General features: G+C 58.2%; 16 protein-coding genes. 9 read left to right on the forward strand and 7 right to left on the reverse strand.

Annotated elements, in window-relative coordinates; all coding sequences use genetic code 11:
- Position 1: 1 nt before the first annotated feature.
- The 4 genes from ACVWXZ_RS07775 (at position 2) to ACVWXZ_RS07790 (ending at position 2750) form a co-directional block, all read left to right on the forward strand.
- Positions 2-958: an ABC transporter permease gene (locus tag ACVWXZ_RS07775; protein ID WP_457482357.1), complete on the forward strand. Its 957-nt coding sequence runs from the start codon at positions 2-4 to the stop codon at positions 956-958.
- Positions 959-1024: 66 nt separating this feature from the next.
- Complete coding sequence (locus tag ACVWXZ_RS07780; RefSeq protein ID WP_011432051.1) at positions 1025-1708, forward strand: dual OB domain-containing protein; 684 nt, start codon at positions 1025-1027, stop codon at positions 1706-1708.
- Positions 1705-2322: a DUF488 domain-containing protein gene (locus ACVWXZ_RS07785; protein ID WP_414373927.1), complete on the forward strand. Its 618-nt coding sequence runs from the start codon at positions 1705-1707 to the stop codon at positions 2320-2322. Before ACVWXZ_RS07780 ends, ACVWXZ_RS07785 begins: the two co-directional genes overlap by 4 nt.
- Positions 2319-2750 (forward strand): DUF488 domain-containing protein, encoded by a 432-nt coding sequence (locus tag ACVWXZ_RS07790; protein ID WP_414424599.1) that lies wholly within the window; start codon positions 2319-2321, stop codon positions 2748-2750. The genes ACVWXZ_RS07785 and ACVWXZ_RS07790 overlap by 4 nt, the downstream gene beginning before the upstream one ends.
- Before the next feature lie 134 nt (positions 2751-2884).
- Here the strand turns inward: ACVWXZ_RS07790 and ACVWXZ_RS07795 are convergent, their stop codons facing one another.
- Positions 2885-3019: a hypothetical protein gene (locus tag ACVWXZ_RS07795; protein WP_414342083.1), complete on the reverse strand. Its 135-nt coding sequence runs from the start codon at positions 3017-3019 to the stop codon at positions 2885-2887.
- A 195-nt stretch (positions 3020-3214) separates the two neighbouring features.
- Between ACVWXZ_RS07795 and hflX the strand changes: the two genes are divergently transcribed.
- Positions 3215-4981, forward strand: coding sequence for a GTPase HflX (hflX, locus tag ACVWXZ_RS07800; RefSeq protein ID WP_457403711.1), 1767 nt, complete (start codon positions 3215-3217; stop codon positions 4979-4981).
- A gap of 115 nt (positions 4982-5096) precedes the next feature.
- On the forward strand, positions 5097-6845 hold the full coding sequence (locus ACVWXZ_RS07805) for a diflavin flavoprotein (RefSeq protein ID WP_457403710.1): 1749 nt from the start codon (positions 5097-5099) through the stop codon (positions 6843-6845).
- Positions 6846-6963: 118 nt separating this feature from the next.
- On the opposite strand, the gene ACVWXZ_RS07810 is transcribed toward ACVWXZ_RS07805, so the two are convergent.
- From ACVWXZ_RS07810 to ACVWXZ_RS07835, 6 genes are all read right to left on the reverse strand, one after another.
- Positions 6964-7434 carry a hypothetical protein gene (locus tag ACVWXZ_RS07810; protein ID WP_011432045.1) on the reverse strand — a complete coding sequence of 157 codons (471 nt, stop codon included), beginning with the start codon at positions 7432-7434 and terminating at the stop codon, positions 6964-6966.
- A 238-nt stretch (positions 7435-7672) separates the two neighbouring features.
- On the reverse strand, positions 7673-8323 hold the full coding sequence (locus tag ACVWXZ_RS07815) for a precorrin-8X methylmutase (protein ID WP_011432044.1): 651 nt from the start codon (positions 8321-8323) through the stop codon (positions 7673-7675).
- Between the two features lie 84 nt (positions 8324-8407).
- Positions 8408-8749, reverse strand: a complete 342-nt coding sequence (locus tag ACVWXZ_RS07820; RefSeq protein WP_011432043.1) for a histidine triad nucleotide-binding protein — start codon at positions 8747-8749, stop codon at positions 8408-8410.
- Positions 8750-8833: 84 nt separating this feature from the next.
- The gene (locus ACVWXZ_RS07825; protein ID WP_011432042.1) at positions 8834-9172 is read right to left on the reverse strand and encodes a hypothetical protein; all 339 of its coding nucleotides are present in this window, start codon (positions 9170-9172) and stop codon (positions 8834-8836) included.
- 789 nt (positions 9173-9961) lie between these two features.
- Complete coding sequence (locus ACVWXZ_RS07830; RefSeq protein WP_457403709.1) at positions 9962-12100, reverse strand: FAD-dependent oxidoreductase; 2139 nt, start codon at positions 12098-12100, stop codon at positions 9962-9964.
- A gap of 32 nt (positions 12101-12132) precedes the next feature.
- Positions 12133-12810: a molybdenum cofactor guanylyltransferase gene (locus ACVWXZ_RS07835; RefSeq protein ID WP_457403708.1), complete on the reverse strand. Its 678-nt coding sequence runs from the start codon at positions 12808-12810 to the stop codon at positions 12133-12135.
- A gap of 77 nt (positions 12811-12887) precedes the next feature.
- On the opposite strand from ACVWXZ_RS07835, the gene ACVWXZ_RS07840 reads away from it, so the two are divergent.
- The 3 genes from ACVWXZ_RS07840 (at position 12888) to ACVWXZ_RS07850 (ending at position 17273) form a co-directional block, all read left to right on the forward strand.
- The gene (locus tag ACVWXZ_RS07840; RefSeq protein ID WP_414373940.1) at positions 12888-13175 is read left to right on the forward strand and encodes a DUF2103 domain-containing protein; all 288 of its coding nucleotides are present in this window, start codon (positions 12888-12890) and stop codon (positions 13173-13175) included.
- Between the two features lie 107 nt (positions 13176-13282).
- Positions 13283-14725, forward strand: a complete 1443-nt coding sequence (locus tag ACVWXZ_RS07845; RefSeq protein ID WP_457395288.1) for a TIGR03279 family radical SAM protein — start codon at positions 13283-13285, stop codon at positions 14723-14725.
- A 4-nt stretch (positions 14726-14729) separates the two neighbouring features.
- Positions 14730-17273 (forward strand): UPF0182 family membrane protein, encoded by a 2544-nt coding sequence (locus ACVWXZ_RS07850; RefSeq protein WP_457403707.1) that lies wholly within the window; start codon positions 14730-14732, stop codon positions 17271-17273.
- Positions 17274-17398: the final 125 nt, after the last annotated feature.

A 17398-nucleotide genomic window follows, 5' to 3' on the forward strand; every position in this document is an offset into this window, starting at 1 on the left:
CGTGTCTGCACTCCTGAGTCTAATCAGCTTAATCAGCACCACCAGCTTTTGGGTGGCCACCCTGCGCATTGCCACTCCCTTGCTCTTTGGCACTTTGGGCGAAGTCCTCTGTGAGCGGGCCGGCGTTCTCAATTTGGGCATCGAAGGGATCATGACCCTGGGGGCCATGACCGGTTGGCTGGTGGTCTATCAGGGATCCGGATTGTGGTGGGGCGTAGCCTTTGCTGCCACCCTAGGTGCCGGCGTGGGCTTGATTCACAGCCTGTTGACCGTCCGCCTTGGGGTTTCCCAGCACGTCACCGGCATCGGCATCACCCTCTTGACCATTAATGCCGCCTATTTTGTCTATCGCATGGTCCTGCCCCAGGTCACCTCTCCTCCCAAAATCGTCCCCTTCAGCCCTTGGCCGATCCCGGGTCTCTCCAGCCTGCCCTTTCTGGGAGAAACCCTGTTTACCCAGCCGCCCCTCACCTACCTCAGCCTTCTCCTGGTGCCCCTCATGGCCTACATCCTCTACCGAACTCCGCTGGGCCTGGCCGTGCGCATGGTTGGAGAAAATCCCCAGGCTGCCGCTTCCCAGGGGATCCCGGTCTATGCCGTTCGCACCGGAGCGGTGATGGTGGGCAGCGCTCTCATGGCGGTGGCCGGCGCTTTTTTAACCCTCTCTGCGTTCGATGCGTTTTTCTTCAATATCGTCAATGGGCGGGGGTGGATTTGCATTGCTCTGGTGGTTTTTGCCGCTTGGGATCCCTGGCGAGCCTTAGGAGGAGCGTTGCTGTTTGCCGGGTTTGATGCTTTGCAATTGCGCCTTCAGCAGCTTTGGGGTAGCCGGATCCCCTATCAGTTTTTCTTAATGTTGCCCTATCTGCTCAGTATTGTGGCGTTGATTTTGGTCTCTCGCCATGCCAAAGCGCCCCGCGCCCTTTTGATCCCCTTTCGCCCTGAAGAACGGATTTGACTACTGGACTTTCAAGAAGCCGAAAATTACTCCCATTGAGCCTTTGCCCTTGCCCCAGAAGCCTGTATGTCTTACGTCAAGACGATTGTCTGTTTCGCCAACTCCAGAAAAATGGCCGGTCGCTGTATTGCCGGCAAGGAATGGCAGAACGGAGAGCCAGGAGAATGGGTGCGTCCTGTCAGCAGCCGCCCGTCACATGAGGTCTCTGAACATGAGAGGTACTACGAGAGCGGTGGCGACCCAGAACTTCTTGATATTCTCTGTGTCTCTTGTGATACACCTCAGCCACTACCTCACCAGAGGGAGAACCACGTTATCAATCCAAAGCACCGCTGGAAAAAAGTTGGCCACCTGCCTTGGGAGGATATCAACAGTTGGCTAGACAACCCTGAGAATCTCTGGGGCACTGGCGAGAGCAGCTATGCTGGGTGGAACAACCGGTTAAGTGTCGGGCGAGAAAGCGGAGTTTCTCTTTACCTTGTACCGGTCGAGCATTTGCGTCTGTTGGTTGGTTACAAGGCACCAGGATACCCGAATTCTAAGCGTAGAGTACGCGGCGAGTTTGTATACAAGGGAGTAAAATACTGCATGGATGTTACCGATCCTGTGATTGAACGGGATTTCCTAATGGGCGAAGACGGTCAATATGACATCCCCGATCCGGTGCTGTGTGTTAGCCTTAGCGATCCCTACTTGGGCTATTACTACAAGCTGATAGCGGCTGTTCTCTACTCAGGTCGACTCATATGAAATCAGAGATCTACACGATTGGTCACTCAAACCACGAGATTGATTTTTTCATAGACTTACTGCGCCAGTACAACATCACCGGTATTGGCGACGTTCGCTCACGTCCATATAGCCGTTACGTCCCTCAATATTCACAAGAAAAGTTGAAAAGTGCTTTAGCGGCAGCAGGTATTGCTTACGTCTTTCTGGGCAAAGAATTGGGAGGACGTAGCGAAAATCCGAGCTGCTATGATCAGGGTAGGATTCAGTATGAACGACTGGCAAATGAGCCAGCCTTCCTCGAAGGGATCGACCGTCTGATCCAAGGTTCTAGTCGGTATCGGATCGCACTGATGTGTGCTGAGAAAGACCCTATTGAATGTCATAGATCGTTGCTGGTGGCGCGTAAACTTTTTCAAAGTGGGATTCCGGTCAACCACATCTTGGCCAATGGCTCTTTGGAGACTCATGAGGCTCTAGAATCTCGTCTTCTTGCCCTTTGCAAACTTCCAGAGGGGGACTTGTTTAGAAGTCGGGAAGAGTGTATAGCCGAAGCCTATCTCATTCAAGGCAGGCGTGTCGCCTATCGAGATGAGAAAATGTCAAAAAATGATGAGCGGAGCGCGAGGCCATGAAGATATTTACGATAGGGTTTACGAAGAAAAGTGCAGAGCAATTTTTTAATCGCTTAAAACAGCCTGGTCTGGTTCGAGTTGTTGATACTCGACTTAATAACACCTCGCAACTGGCGGGATTCACGAAAAAGAGGGATCTAGAGTTTTTTCTTCGCGAGATCTGCAAGCTTGGATATGTTCATTTGCCGGAACTTGCACCAACTCAAGAGATTCTCGATGCTTACAAAGCCAGTGGTGAATGGTCTAACTACGAGAGACAGTTTTTGTCGCTGATGGCCGAGCGTCGCATTGAAGATCAAGTGGATAAAAGTATTCTCGATGGAGGGTGTCTGCTTTGTAGTGAAGCTACTCCTGAGCACTGTCATCGTAGGCTGGTTGCTGAATATTTGCGCAGAAAATGGGGTGATGTTGAAATCGTGCATCTATGATAACTAAGAGCTGGCACTACGGATTTTTCCGATTTATGCAGCTACTCCGAGTTGCAGCAGGATTCCGGCAACACGGAGCGAAAGGGATCCCTGACTGCCCAACCGATTTGGAAACTCTCTCACCGACAGCAAGCTCAATACAGGGATCCCCGCTTGGGCAGATCCAACACATTGACATCTTTGGGGTTGACCTTGAGCAGATGATGGGCGAGCAGGAAGCCTGTGATCGTCTGGGTTTGGCTGCCCCATGCGTACCTCGGTTGGGTCATGGAAGTATTCCGCCTACTTTTGTTCGGGAATGACCTTGGTTTGAATGTTGCACCCGTTGCTGATGACATCGCCGTACTGTTGCCCCCGCAACACTGGGCCAGTGTTTGCCGCCGTTGCTTTTGGATCCCAAGTTCCTGCTGTCAGCTAGCGTGTATGGTAGATGAAAGCTTGTTTTTGGGTCTTTCCCCGTCCCCATGCCCAGGGCTAGCACCTCTCGCCATCAGACCGACCCCCGCTTCAGCTCTGCTATCGCTCCACGACGCTTTCCCGAACAGGCCAAAGGGTTAAAGCCCCACCAACAAAAGCAACTGCAACGGCTTTACCAACTGCGCCTACCCCCCAACCGCCTGGTGACGGTGGAGTTTGCCCAACGGCTGGGATCCCTGACCCAAGATCTGGAAGGTCAGCCCATCAGCGTTTACCTCAACCGGCGCGGCCAGGTAATCCGCGTGGGGCTGGGATCCCCTTTTGAAACCCAGATCCCGGCTTGGGAATTGCCCCGCCAGGGGGCCGAGCGCCTATCCGGGATCCGCTGCATTACCACCCAAATGGGGGAGGGGGGCCCCGGTCAAAAAGCGCTGACGGCCATGGCCCTGCAGCGTTTGGATGCCCTCATCACCCTTTCCGTGTCCAAGTCAGGAGGGCACCGACGCCGGGGAGGAGCGGCTACGGGCTTTGTTCACCGGGCCTATCTGGCCCATCTGCTGCCGGAGGGAGAGCGCCGTTGGCAGGTTTCTGAGCCTTTGCCTTTGGGGATCCTGGCAGAACAGGATCTGCAGGAGCTGGTGGCGGAGCTAGAAGATGGCTTTCGGCGCCAGTTGACCGCCCGCCAGGTGGATCTGGATCAGGATCGGGCCATCCTGGTGGGGCTGCAGGAGTCCGGGCAGAGCTACGAGGATCTCATGGATGGGTTGGCGGAGCTGAGCCGCCTGGTGGAGAGTGCCGGCGGACAGGTGCTGCAAGCCCTCTGGCAGAGGCGGGAAGGCCCCAATTCGGCCACGGTAATCGGATCCGGTAAGGTGCAAGAGCTGGCTCTGCTGGTCCAGGATCTGGGCGCTAACTTGGTGGTGTTCGACCGGGAACTTACCCCCAGCCAGGTGCGCACCTTGGAAGAGGCCCTGGGAGTGCGGGTGGTGGATCGCAGCGAGGTGATCTTGGATATTTTTGCCCAGCGGGCCAGAACCCGGGCCGGAAAATTGCAGGTGGAGCTGGCGCAACTGCAGTATTTGCTGCCTCGCCTGGCCGGTCGCGGTCGCACCATGTCTCGGCTAGGTGGGGGCATCGGCACCCGTGGCCCGGGGGAAACCCAACTGGAAATGGAGCGGCGGGCCATCCAGCGACGCATCACCAAGCTGCGGCAAGAGGTGGAAGAGCTGCGCCGCCACCGCCAGCGGCTGCGCCAACGGCGCGAGGCATCCCAAATTCCTGTGGTGGCCCTGGTGGGCTACACCAACGCCGGCAAATCCACCCTCCTCAATGCCCTCACCCATGCCCAGGTCTACGTGGCCGACCAACTCTTTGCCACCTTGGATCCCACCACGCGGCGGCTGGAGCTGCCCGACCAGCAGGCGGTGCTGTTGACCGACACAGTGGGATTTCTAACCGAATTACCAGACCAACTGGTGGATGCCTTTCAAGCCACCCTGGAAGAGGTGACGGAAGCCGATGCCCTACTACATGTGGTGGATCTCTCCCACCCCAACTGGGAGGGGCAAATCGAGGCGGTGGAAACATTGCTGGACGAGATGCCCTTGGCCACCGGCCCCCGGCAGCTGGTGTTTAACAAAATCGACCGCCTGGATCCCGAATGGGTAGAGGATGTGCGCCTGCTCTACCCGAAGGCCCTGTTTGTTTCCGCCACCACCGGCCAAAACCTGGATCAGTTGCGCCACACCCTGGCCCAATTTGCTGCAGTTCTAAGCCCCAACCCCTTCGATAGTCAGGAACCCAAGGATCCCTAAAAGCATTCCATAAGGATTTCCAAACCTGCATAGCTCATCTTCATCCGCCGTCAACATAAACATTCAGTTACATTGAGATCAGGATTGTGACCCGACTTAAAGTTAGGGAGAGAACATGGCCACCACTGCAGTTGCACCTCAAGTCGCACCTCGCCTGGCCCAGCCCCATCTGACGCTGCAAACTCTGCCCATCGGGGCCGACACCCTTGCCATTCGCTCCCAAGATTGGGATCGGGATCGATTTGACATCGAATTTGCTCTGGAAAATGGCACCACCTACAACTCCTTCTTGATTCGCGGCGAGAAGGTGGCCCTCATCGACACCTCCCACGAGAAGTTTCGCCAGTTGTACCTGGATTGCCTGCAAGGGATCCTAGATCCTGCCCAGATCGACTACCTGGTGGTCAGCCACACCGAGCCAGATCACAGCGGCCTAGTCGGTGATCTGCTGGAGCTGGCGCCCCAGATGACGGTGGTGGCCTCCAAGGTGGCCATGCAATTTCTGGAAGATCTGGTGCATCGGCCCTTCCGGCGGCTGGTGGTGAAACAGGGAGATCGCTTGGATCTGGGCAAAGGGCACGTTCTGGAGTTCATCTCGGCCCCCAACCTGCACTGGCCCGACACCATCCTCACCTACGACCACGGCACCCAGATCCTCTACACCTGCGACGTGTTTGGGATGCACTACTGCGACGATTTCGCCTGGGACGAACATCCCCACCTGTTGCAGGCCGACTTCAAGCTCTACTACGACTGCCTCATGGGGCCCAACGCCCGCTCGGTGTTGTCCGCCCTGAAGCGCATGGAAGCCTTGCCTCCTATCGCTGCCATTGCTACCGGCCACGGCCCCCTGCTGCGCCATCACCTGTCCGACTGGGTGGGGCAATATCGCACCTGGAGCCTCGAGCAGGCCAAAGCTGAACGGATGGTGGCAGTGTTCTACCTGTCGGGATATGGCAAGGCGGAAACCTTGGCTCAAGCCATTGCCCGTGGGATCCAAAAAACCGGCATCCAGGTGGAGCTGGCAGATTTGCGGCTGGTGGATGCCCACGAGGTGCGGGAGCTGATGAGCTTGGCCGCCGGTGTGGTGATAGGCATGCCGCCCCAATCGGGGCCAGAGGCGGCCACTACCCAGGTGCTGCTGAAAACCCTGCTGGCCTCTGCCCACAGCAAGCAGGGCTTTGGCCTGTTCGAGTCAGGGGGGGAAGACGACGAGTCGGTGTACCTCTGCCGCAACACACTGCAAGAAATCGGCGCCAAAGAGGTGTTTGCCCCCATTCTGCTCAAGCAGCCTGCCGGCGAGGCCCTGCTGCAACTGGCCGAAGAAGCAGGTACCGACCTGGGGCAGTGGCTGACCCGGGATCGCAGCATTCAGCAGATGAAAGCCTTGGATGCCGACCTGGATCGCGCCCTGGGCCGCATTAGCAATGGCCTCTACATCATCACTGCCCGCAAAGGGCAAGCCACCAGCGCTATGCTCGCCTCCTGGGTAGCCCAAGCCAGCACCGATCCGCCAGGGATCAGCATTGCGGTGGCCAAGGATCGGGCCATCGAATCCTTCCTGCAGGTGGGAGATACCTTCGTGTTAAATGTGCTGCAAGAAGGCCATTACCAACCCTTGATGCGCCACTTCCTGAAGCGATTTCCACCGGGAGCCGACCGCTTTGCCGGGATCAAGACCTACCCTGCTGCCAACGGATCCCCCATCTTGGCCGATGCTTTGGCCTACCTGGAGTGCCGTGTGGTGAGCCGCCTGGAAACCAGCGATCACTGGGTGGTGTACAGCACCCTAGAAGCTGGTCGGGTCTCCAGCCCAGAGGGCCTCACCGCCATCCACCACCGCAAGGTAGGGAATCATTACTAATACTGTACTAATACTGATAGTGAGCAGTGAGAAGAGAGAAGTGAGAGATAATTTCTCACTCCCAGCCCTTCTCCCTGGGGAAGCTGGGATCCCTGTAGCGAACAGACTCACAAAAACTTCAATAGGACTGCCGATAGACCAACCCACTGGGATGTAGGAAAAAAGGGCTGTCTTCTCCCAGGCGGATCCCGATCTGCTCCAGCTGTTCCCCTTGGCGGGTCGCAGGCCCTAAGGGCAGCCCCTCTGTTCCCTGTTGAATCCTTTGGGATCCCTGCTGGGCTGGCCGATAAGGGACGCTGTTCAAACCTGAAGAGAGGGGATCCGAGGGGGCATACCTCTGTCGCCAGCGCTGGTAGGGGCTGACCGGTTCGGGAAAATGTTGCGTAGCGATAACCTCTGCCTTGTCGAGTGCAGTAGCAGTGTGGAGCACTTTCTGGGCTGTCGAGAGAGTAGAGGCAAGTGTTGACGATTCTGACAACTGCAACTGTGAAGAGGGCGAAAGGACGACCACCGGGCATGGCTCAGCTTGTGCCCAAGCCCCCGGCGCAAAAACCCAGGCAAGCCAGCAAAAGAAGATGGCACACCGCATGGGAAGATCCCTCCATAGGCCCAACCCAGTCGTCTCTCAGGCCATTTTCTGAAGAGGCAGGACTGAGAGCGCAGCTCCCATCTTGCCGATGCCGACTTGAAGGCCGGGTGATCGGGATCCCCCCAGTTGAGTGATCTCGATCAGATCAGCAGACCTACTCTAGAAATGGGGTCTAAAGCCCTGCTCTACCGCTGCGCAGTTTGCCTTGGCTTAGCCAGCCAGTAGAGCAAGGAGCATGTCAAGAAACGGCGGATTTGCCAGGATAGTCTGCGCTGCTGACCCGTATATAGGCGTGCCAAGCCAAGTCCAGCAGGCCATCCAACACCGCTGCAGCCACTGCCGGGCCTCCTTTGCGTCCCTCAGTGCGGATGTGGGGCACCATGGAATCGGCTAGCTCCTGCTTGGCTTGCACCACGTTCACAAACCCAGCCGGCGTGGCGATGACCAGAGCAGGGGCCACCTCCTTCTTTCTAATCAGCTGCACCAAGGTGGAGAGGGCAGTCTGGGATTGGCCAATCACAAAGATCGCCTCAGGGTAGCGTTGGGCCAGAGTTTCCAAGCCCCAAGCGGAGCGGGTCTTGTCCCTTTGGGGGCGGGTAATGGCTTCGCTGCTGCAATAGATGGGGTTGGAAAAGGTGTTCTGAACAGCCCAGGCAATGCCCACCTGCACCATCGGCTCATCGACCACAATGGTGGTACGCGCTGCCAAGGCCGCCGCCCCAGCCTGTAAGGCTTCGTTACCAAAACGGATGAGGTTCAAGTACTCAAAGTCGGCAGTAGCATAAATAACCCGACGAACCACCTCATACTCAGCAGGAGAAAGCTCGTGCTTGCCCACCTCCTGGTCGATGATCATCAAACTCTCTGCATCGGTTACGTGCCACTCCATCGATCCCAGACCCCGCCCGCTGTTTACCTCCGTAATGACAGGATTGTACCTGCAGAGGCTCCAATGGGTGGGAAAAACCATCGCTCAACCTGGGGGCCAGCCCATCCCCCGACCGCCCAGAACGTGAATGTGGAGATGAAAGACGGTTTGCCCGCCGTCTTCTCCTTCGTTGATCACCAATCGGTAGCCTTTATTTAAACCTGCCTCGGCAGCCACCCGCTGAGCGGTCAGCAGGAGATGTCCCAGCAATGCCTCATGTTCGGGCTTGGCCTGGGAAATGCCGGGGATGGGCTCTTTGGGCACCACCAAAATGTGGACAGGGGCTTGGGGGGCAATATCTTTGAAGGCCAGGGCTCTATCGTCTTCGTAAACGATTTGTGCAGGGATCTCCCTGCGGATGATCTTGCCGAAAACTGTGTCGCTCATGGGTGCTCACAAACCAGTTCTGCCCCTAGCCTACCTGCTAACCGCGCCTTCTCCTACCCAGGTGGCGAGAGTGGCGCTCGGCATCTACTGCTTCAGCAGCCATTCAAATTCCTGCCGCAGTGATTGAATATGCCCCACTCGCGAGACCAACAGCGCATCTCGCCCGGCATCGCGAAAACGAGAGCGCCACATACTGACCAAATCGGGGTTGCTGCACCAAAAGCGGATAACAGCGTCGACCAACTGATCCAAGTCCCAGCCGCGCCGGGCCGGCACTTCCTCCACGGATCCCAGCAACGCATCGAGGGTGCAGGAGCTGGTACCCAGGTATTCCACCCCACAGGGCCGCTGGGCCAGCTTCTGTTGCTGATGAAAGAACTGCAGAGCAGGGGCGATGCCGATGATCTCGAAGGTGTAAACCATGTTGCTCCGCAACGCTGACGCGACTGGGCTCAGTCCTACAGAGTTTTTTGCGAAAGATCCTAAAAAGGGGACTAGCAGTCTCAAAACCAAATCAAGGTTGGGATCCCTTCCCAACTATCCTCGATCTGATCCTGGATGTTAGGTATTGATTATACTCAACTTGGGCAAAATGCCAAGGCAAAGGACAGGCAGATCCCTGCGTGGCGAAATACTTTTGCGCCACAGAGGAAGGCTTTGCCTGATGGGCACTCCCTCGTTCAGCTCTGTGTAAATAATCTGTGCAGAAATCTGTGCAGATAAGAGGTAAAGCTGCTAGCAAACACAAGTGAGGACTGCTAGCATCCAATGGGATCTTTTGCTAATTGGCTTTAGCTACACAACTACAGCCCACTAAGGGACCACGGGATACGGTTGTATGGTCATTCTAGGCTAATTGAGACACTCCCCAAGCGTTCCGCGCCGCTGCCGCGACCACCCCCAGCCCCTTTCCCAGAGGGAGTCATCCCTCACCCCCAACCCCTCTCCCAAAGGGAGAGGGGAGTTAGGAAGCAATACAACAGAAATCTTTCAGTTCTGTTTAAAATGACTATAAACCTGCTTGTTTTAAACCTCGTTAGGGTCAAGCCTCGGAAACACGATTTTTGTATCCCCCAGTTTGTGAACAGGCTGTATTGTCACCTGCCTTTTCTGCAGACATTGAAGCAGACATTGAAGATTGTGACTTGAGGCAAGCAAAAGCACAGGCATCAAAAAACTGGCGTGGCCGCATTCTCCGACCGCGCCACCAGCTCAAGCCCTCTCCTCTATCCAAGTCGGTATTGTGTTTTGGGTCTTTTCTTGAGTGGGGGGGAGTTGAAACTGGATGCGCGGCTGCCCTACCCCATACGTGAGGGTGTAGCTCCACTGCAGGCAGCGCAGCCACAGGCGGGGGTAACGCGCTTCTAGCCAGGGCTGCAGGCGACGCAGCAGATTTGGAAGCCAGCCCCTGAGCAAAGCAGAGGTCAAGGCCAGGCCGGTATAGCTGAGGTAGGTGGGTAGCCACTGGGCAAAGCCTTTGGCCCCTACGGCCTCCCAGATCCACAGCAGCAGCCGTGGGTTTTGCAGGGCAGCTTTGATGGCCATGCGGTTAAAGGCCAGCCAGCCAGCCCGGTCTTTGATGAAATCGTCCACCACCTCCGGCGGCTCGGTGGCGAGAATGCCGAAAAAGCTGTTGAGAGTGGCATTGATGCGCTCGGGGGGCAGCACCTTGCCGGTGGGCACCATCATCCCCCGCGAGAAGAGCCAGGTGACGGCGGAGTTGCCCTGGTAGGCCCGGATCTGGGCTAAGTCTGCAGCCCTGAGCAGGTCGTGGCGCAGCGCCGTATCCAGCAGATCGCACAGGCGGGGGCAATTGCGCACCAGGGATCCAAACCCGGTAAAGCTAAGGGGCGATTGCATAGCCGCCGCATCCCCTATGAGCAGTATCCGGTCAAAGGGTTCCGAAGACTCCGCCCCGCTGCCGCCAACAGGGTGCCGGGGCTGGCCAAATCGTCCGGGGATATAGCCGAAGGTCGCTTTTTTCCACTGCAAGCGCTCTGGGTCGCAGCGGCGGTATTCCGGCAGAATAGTGAAAAAATCTTCGTACAGTTCCAGCAGGGATCCGGGGTTTTCCGGATGCACCTGGTGGTAGTGGAACAGATAAAAGGTAAGATCTTCGCCTGGCCCGGGGAACAGCTCCCAAATGAGTTGCCGACCGCGGCTGATGTCCCCGTGGCTGGCCAGAATGTCCCCAAACTGGGGATCCCATACCCCTGGCTCAAACCCCCCCGCAATGGTAGCCCCCACCGTGGGGCAGACGCTATCAAAAGCCCGATGGCGGTAAAGCTGCTGGGCAATGGGAGAGACTGTTCCCATAGCATCCACCACAAGGCGGGATCCCAGCCGAAACTCCTCGCCGGTGGGCAAATCCTTCAAAACCAGCGTGACGCCTTGTTCGCCAACATAGGCCCGCTGAAACTCGGTGCGCTCGTAGATAGCTCCCCCGCAGGAAGTGAGAATTTGGCCACAGAGCTGCAATAGCTTTTCCGCGTCAATGGCCAGATTGAGTACCGTCGGCGTGTGCAAAACGGGAGCGCGAACCGGGCTATTGCCGTCAAAAAACTTGTTGAACCCATCCGTGTATTCCCGCAGGATCAAGCTCTCCATCTGCTCGGCGCTCAGAAGGCCCAAATCCACCAGGGTTTGCAGCTCCCGCCGGGAGATGTTCCACTCGCGGTTCATGCGGCCAAAAGGAAGCCGCTCCACCAAGGCCACGCGGTAGCCCAAGCGAGCCATGGCCGCTCCATAGATGGCTCCCAGCGCTCCTCCCACGATGGCCAGATCCCACTCCACTGGGGCCGGCTCAGGGCCAGGCTCGCGAAACAAGACCGGCTGAGCAGGGCGGTGGGCTGCGTGGCAATGTTGCACTTCTTCCCGCCAGCGCTTTTCCCACCAGTACACCCGCTGCAGGTCAAATTCTCCATTGGGGATCCGCCGAAAATACTTCACCGTTTGCGGGTAGAAAGGCTCAAGCTGATCGAAGATGGATCCCCGGTTCAGGTCGATCTGGGGCAACTGCGGGTAGCAGTGGGGAAATTGGCTTTGAATGGCCTGTTCCAGCTCTCCCAGCCAGCGAGCTTGGCGGGGGAAGGGCTGTTCCGACCACTGGAACACCTTGAGATAGGTGGTGTTCAGCCCCGACCACAAGAAAAGGGCCAGCTCAGCGCCGGATCCCTGTAGGCGCAGGCCCGTGGGGGTAAGAACCTTCTGGCTGCCTTGGGGCAGGGGGATACACTCCTGTAGCCAGCGCAGCACTTGAGCACTATCGGGGCAAGGGATCTCGCGGTAGTAAAGGGAAGTAAGCACGGCGCCGAGATAAGAAACCGAGCAAATCTTTACCCATTGTGACATGAGGGGATCCCTCCCTTTGCCGATCCCAGGGATCACCCCCTACCCAGGTTTCCCCCCAGCTGCAGATCTGCAGGGGTGTTGCAATTGGTGAGCATCCTCTCAAGGGACTCCGTCCCGCTGTCGGGAACGGTCAGGGGCAGGATGGCTGTTGGCACCTGGGACAACCAGCCCTGAAAGGATCTTCCTCCTGCCTGCAAGAAACTCTCCAGAGAACCTAGCTGCGCCAGGCGATAGAAGCCACACAGGGGCTCCCAGCCCCGCTGACTTTTGGGCAGGGCGGCCACCGTCTGAGGGGGCAGGGTGGCAAGGCGCTGTCGCCAATCCCCAAGAACCTGCTCCTGCAAGCAGGGCAGATCGCAGGCCAGCAGCAGGATCCACTCCGGGGGAGCAGCCAAGGTTTGTAGCCGCCGGATCCCCTCTTGAAAGGCCAGCAGCGGGCCTCGGTGTTGCTCCGCAATGCTGTCGCGGCTGTGAACGTTTTCCCGCCAGAGGTGCCAACCGGGATCCACCACCGGCGCATAGCGCTCCGGCCAGGGGGTGAGGATGTAAACCGCGTCGGCGCAGGCTGCTGCCACCTGAGCCACCCGTCGCAGCAGGGGGATCCCATCCCAAAGCACCAAGGCTTTGTCGGATCCCATGCGGCGGCTGTTGCCCCCGGCCAAGATCAGAGCCACGACCGCAGGCGGGGAATCTTCAGGCATTTTGGACATCCAGTTTTCCACAACGAGCAGCAGGTATTTGTGGAGGAATAGGATAGGGATCCCATCCTCTCCTCACTTTGGCCGCCATGTCTGAGCCCTCTGGTCGTCTGGTTTGGAACCACTCCACCCACATCTCAGGGTTGATCCCTGTTTTGGAACGCCTGACCCGGCAGGCGGGCATTAAAACCGTGACGCCGGGCGCTCTGTCCTGCAGCCGTGGGCGGATCCCCCAGTTGCAGTTGCGGGTTTCGGTGCCGATCCGGGGCGGGTACAAGCTGGTGGCCCGCAAGGGAAGCAGCGTGCAGGAGGTGTTTGTGGTGACGGATCTCAGCCAAACCGAGCTAGAGGCGGCTATTCTCCGCTGTTTGCAGTGAGCTCTTCTGGCAACGCAACCGAGCCTCGTTCTTGCTACACAACGCTGTCCCGATCCAGGACTCCGCCCTGCCAACGCGAATAGCACATCTGATTATGAGTCAATCTTATGTCTCGTACTAGCCTCAAGCCTGCCCGCATCAGTGCTGTTTTGCCGGGATCCCTGGCAGCAGAAGCAGGCATTCGACCTGGAGAGGCCCTGGTCAGCATCAACGGCGAGCGCCCCCGCGATCTCATCGACTACCGCTTCCTGATCGCTGAGGAGTGTGTAAGCCTGGAGATCTTGAATAGCCAAGGGATCCCGCGCACAGTTGAGCTGGAGAAGGGAATCGACGAGGATCTGGGGCTAGAGTTTGAGACAGCCCTGTTCGATGGCCTGATCCAGTGCGCCAACGCTTGCCCCTTTTGCTTCATCGACCAACAACCTCCGGAAATGCGGGCAACGCTGCACCTCAAGGACGACGACTACCGCCTCAGCTTTCTCTACGGCAGCTACCTCACCCTCACCAACTTGCCTGCTGCCGAATGGGAGCGCATCGCTCGCCTGCGCCTTTCTCCCCTCTACGTGTCAGTGCATGCTACCGACCCGGAGCTGCGCAGCCGCTTGCTCAAAAACCCGCGGGCTGGCCTGATTTTGGAGCAGTTGGCCTGGTTTCGCCAGCATCGCTTGCAACTGCACGCACAGGTGGTGGTCTGCCCAGGCTGGAACGATGGGGATCACCTCACCCGCACACTCCTCGATTTGGCCGCCTTTCGCCGGCCCGTAGACGGGATCCCTACGGTGCTGTCGGCTGCTGTGGTGCCTGTGGGGCTGACCCGCTTTCGCCCCCCTGGAGATGAGCTGGTTCCTGTGGATGCAGCCAAGGCCCGAGAAGTGATCCGGCAGGTGGAAACTTTGCAGGTCGAGTTTCGGCAAACATTGGGATCCACCTTTGCCTGGCTGGCCGATGAGTGGTATCTGCTGGCGGGGTGGGAACTGCCACCGGCAGAGCACTATGAAGATTACCCCCAACTGGGGAATGGCGTGGGATCCCTGCGGCTTTTCCTCAGCAAGTTCGAGCAGCTCAAACTGCCGCCTGAGCTCCCTTCTCCCCTCAAGGTTCTGTGGGTGGTGGGCAATGCCGTAGAGCAAGCCTTCCAGCCTGTGGTGGAGCAGATGAACCGCATCCGCGGGCTGCAGTTGGATCTTTTGCCTATTGCCAGCCAATTTTGGGGACAAACCCTGACGGTAACCGGGCTGCTGACGGGCCAAGATGTCTTGAATGCCTTGAAATCGGTTGAAAACTTGGCGGCCTACGATGGGCTGCTGCTACCTCAGATTGCCCTTAAGGATGGGGAGCGCTTTTTGGACGATCTGACCTGGCAAGAGGTGCAGGCCCAGGTGGGGATCCCGGTGGTGCGGGTGGACGGCGGGCCGGCAGGCTTGGTGCAGGCGGTGCAACAGCTAGAACAGGGCTATGCCTACGGCACCCTGTGTTGTTCCGCAACGCTCGGGCGAAGGGAAACTGCACCGCTGACGCGACCAAGAACAGCTTTGAGCCGAGGATCCTGAGGCGATGCAGAGGTTGCGGCGAGGATTGTTTCTGCTGCTGGGGGTGGGGCTGGGGATCCTGGCCATCACGGCTTTGGCCTCTTTCTATGTAGATCTGGCCTGGTTTGCCGAGCTGCATGCTCTGCCGGTGCTGTGGACGCGGGTAATTGCCCGCTGGGGGCTGGGCCTGGGCGCTTTCCTCTTTGCCCTGGCGGTGGTGGGATCCAACATCTGCTCCTGCTGGCGGGGGGCAACCTTGGCTGGGGCCTGGGCGATTGCCACAGGTTTGAGTGTTTTCTTTGCTTGGTCTCTTTCCAATCACTGGTTCACGCTGTTGCTCTGGCTGAACCAGGGGCCCGTCGGGGAGTCGGATCCCATTTTCAACCGCGATCTCGGCTTTTTTCTCTTCAGCCTGCCTTTCTGGGAGACGGTGCAGCATTGGTGCTTCAACCTGGTGCTGCTCACCTTGATTGCCGTTGTCCTCATCTACTTGGTGGAGCTGGGGCTTTCCGAGCAACGGCTGACCTTGGCCCTCTCTCTCTATGCCCAGCGGCACCTGCTGATCTTGGGGGGATCCCTGTTTCTCATTCGCGCCTGGGGCCATTGGCTGGAGCGCTACGAGCTGCTCTATTCCACCCGCGGCGTTGTGTTTGGGGCCGGTTTTGCCGATGTGCATGCAACCTTGCCGGCCACGACCTTGATGAGCGGGGTGGCAGGCCTGACGGCGGTGGGATTCTGGGCTTTGGCCCGCCAGGGGATCCGCCTCAACCTTCCTTTCCTCAAGTCCTGGTGCCCCCCCTGGGCCAGCTCTCTCTTGGCGCCGGCCATCCTCTGGGGGGCCTACCTGGGGTTTGGGCTGCTAACCACCCAACTTTATCCCCAACTGGTGCAGACCTTCTTGGTCACCCCCAACGAGCTGGAGCTGGAGCGCCCCTACATCGAGGACAACATCCGTTTTACCCGTGCTGGCTTTGGCCTGGCCGATGTCGAAGTCCAACCCTTCCCGGAAGGGGGAGCCCTCACCTGGGAGATCCTGCAGCAGAATCAATCCACCCTGAGCAACGTGCGCCTCTGGGATGCGGATCCCCTATTAGCCACCTACCGCCAACTGCAAGAAATCCGCCCCTACTACCAATTTCCCTATGTGAATGTGGATCGCTACCGCATTGGGGGAGAATTGCGCCAAGTTATGCATGCCGCCCGCGAGCTGGACTTTGCCCAGGTACCCCCCGCCGCCCAAACCTGGGTTAACCGGCGGTTTTTCTACACCCACGGCTATGGCCTCACCCTCAGCCCGGTGAATGTGGTGACCCCTGAAGGCCTGCCGGATTTTTTCCTATCGGATATTCCGCCGCGGGTTTCTCCTCGCTACCCTGAGGTGGCCTCCGTCTTGCGGGTGGAGCAGCCGGCCCTCTACTATGGCGAGCTGACCACCACCGATGTTTTCGTGGGCGCTGAGGCGCGGGAATTGGACTACCCTGCAGCAGAGCGCTATGTGTACAGCAGCTACCGGGGCAGCGGTGGCGTGCCCATTCCCCACCTCTGGCAGCGGTTTCTCTACGCCTGGCATTTTGGCGATCTGCGCATCCTTCTCAGCCGCGAGCTGTCTTCTGCCACCCGCTTTCTCTATCGCCGCCAAATCCGCGAGCGCATCCGTCGGGTGATGCCCTTTTTGCTCTACGACCGGGATCCCTACCTGGTCATTCAAGGCGGCAAGCTCTACTGGTTTTTCGATGCCTATACCACCAGCAGCCGCTACCCCTACTCGGAGCACCTGCCCGGCTTTCCCTTCAACTACATCCGCAACTCGGTCAAGGCGGTGATGGACGCCTACAACGGCAGCATCGATTGGTACATTGCCGACCCTCGGGATCCCCTCATCCAAGCCTACGCCCGCATCTACCCCACCCTCTTCAAGCCTCTGGAGGCAATGCCGGAGCCGCTGCGGCAACACATCCGCTATCCCCAAGACCTCTTCCGCCTGCAAGCGCAGCAGTTTGCCACCTACCACATGACGGATCCCCGCCTCTTCTACAACCGCGAGGATCAATGGCAGATCCCCGGCCAGTTCCGCAATCGACGGCGCATTCCCATGCAGCCGCAGTATCTCATTCTCACCTTGCCGAGGGATCCCCAAGGGGTTGCAAACCACACTCCTGAGTTCGTCCTCCTCTCCCCCTATGCCCCTGTTAACAAGCAGAACATGGTGGCTTGGATAGCGGCCCGCTGCGACGGGGAAAACTACGGCAAGCTCCTGGTGTACGAGTTTTCCAAGCAACGGCTCATCTATGGCCCGGAACAGGTGGAAGCACGGGTCAATCAGGATCCCTTAATCTCCGAGCAAATTTCCCTCTGGAACCAGCATGGGTCGCGGGTGAACCTGGGCACGCTGCTGGTCATTCCTATCGAGACTTCTTTGCTCTATGTTCAGCCCCTCTACATCGAAGCAGAACAGGGCCGCTTGCCTCAGCTCACCCGGGTGATCGCTGCCTACGAAGACCGGGTGGTGATGGAACCGACTCTCGGCCAGGCCTTAGAAGCCCTCTTTCTGCCGAGGGGCAGCCGATAGAGAAAGGGATCCCCTCCTCATTTTTGAGGCAGGTAGTTGACGAAACTTAACGGATGTTTTAAGTTTAGGTTGTCAATCTTCGCGCTTCCTTAGGGAAGTTTGTCCTCATGACTACTGTTATCCAA

The sequence above is a fragment of the Thermostichus sp. MS-CIW-38 genome (genome assembly GCF_054058415.1).

Bases quoted from the DNA above. Each gene is read 5' to 3' on its own strand.
- ACVWXZ_RS07830 (WP_457403709.1), bottom strand. From the start codon at position 12,100: ATGTCACAATGGGTAAAGATTTGCTCGGTTTCTTATCTCGGCGCCGTG.
- ACVWXZ_RS07810 (WP_011432045.1), bottom strand. From the start codon at position 7,434: ATGCGGTGTGCCATCTTCTTTTGCTGGCTTGCCTGGGTTTTTGCGCCG.
- ACVWXZ_RS07795 (WP_414342083.1), bottom strand. From the start codon at position 3,019: ATGACCCAACCGAGGTACGCATGGGGCAGCCAAACCCAGACGATCACA.
- ACVWXZ_RS07840 (WP_414373940.1), top strand. From the start codon at position 12,888: ATGTCTGAGCCCTCTGGTCGTCTGGTTTGGAACCACTCCACCCACATC.
- ACVWXZ_RS07805 (WP_457403710.1), top strand. From the start codon at position 5,097: ATGGCCACCACTGCAGTTGCACCTCAAGTCGCACCTCGCCTGGCCCAG.
- ACVWXZ_RS07785 (WP_414373927.1), top strand. From the start codon at position 1,705: ATGAAATCAGAGATCTACACGATTGGTCACTCAAACCACGAGATTGAT.
- ACVWXZ_RS07790 (WP_414424599.1), top strand. From the start codon at position 2,319: ATGAAGATATTTACGATAGGGTTTACGAAGAAAAGTGCAGAGCAATTT.
- hflX (WP_457403711.1), top strand. From the start codon at position 3,215: ATGCCCAGGGCTAGCACCTCTCGCCATCAGACCGACCCCCGCTTCAGC.
- ACVWXZ_RS07835 (WP_457403708.1), bottom strand. From the start codon at position 12,810: ATGTCCAAAATGCCTGAAGATTCCCCGCCTGCGGTCGTGGCTCTGATC.
- ACVWXZ_RS07825 (WP_011432042.1), bottom strand. From the start codon at position 9,172: ATGGTTTACACCTTCGAGATCATCGGCATCGCCCCTGCTCTGCAGTTC.
- ACVWXZ_RS07845 (WP_457395288.1), top strand. From the start codon at position 13,283: ATGTCTCGTACTAGCCTCAAGCCTGCCCGCATCAGTGCTGTTTTGCCG.
- ACVWXZ_RS07850 (WP_457403707.1), top strand. From the start codon at position 14,730: ATGCAGAGGTTGCGGCGAGGATTGTTTCTGCTGCTGGGGGTGGGGCTG.
- ACVWXZ_RS07820 (WP_011432043.1), bottom strand. From the start codon at position 8,749: ATGAGCGACACAGTTTTCGGCAAGATCATCCGCAGGGAGATCCCTGCA.
- ACVWXZ_RS07815 (WP_011432044.1), bottom strand. From the start codon at position 8,323: ATGGAGTGGCACGTAACCGATGCAGAGAGTTTGATGATCATCGACCAG.
- ACVWXZ_RS07780 (WP_011432051.1), top strand. From the start codon at position 1,025: ATGTCTTACGTCAAGACGATTGTCTGTTTCGCCAACTCCAGAAAAATG.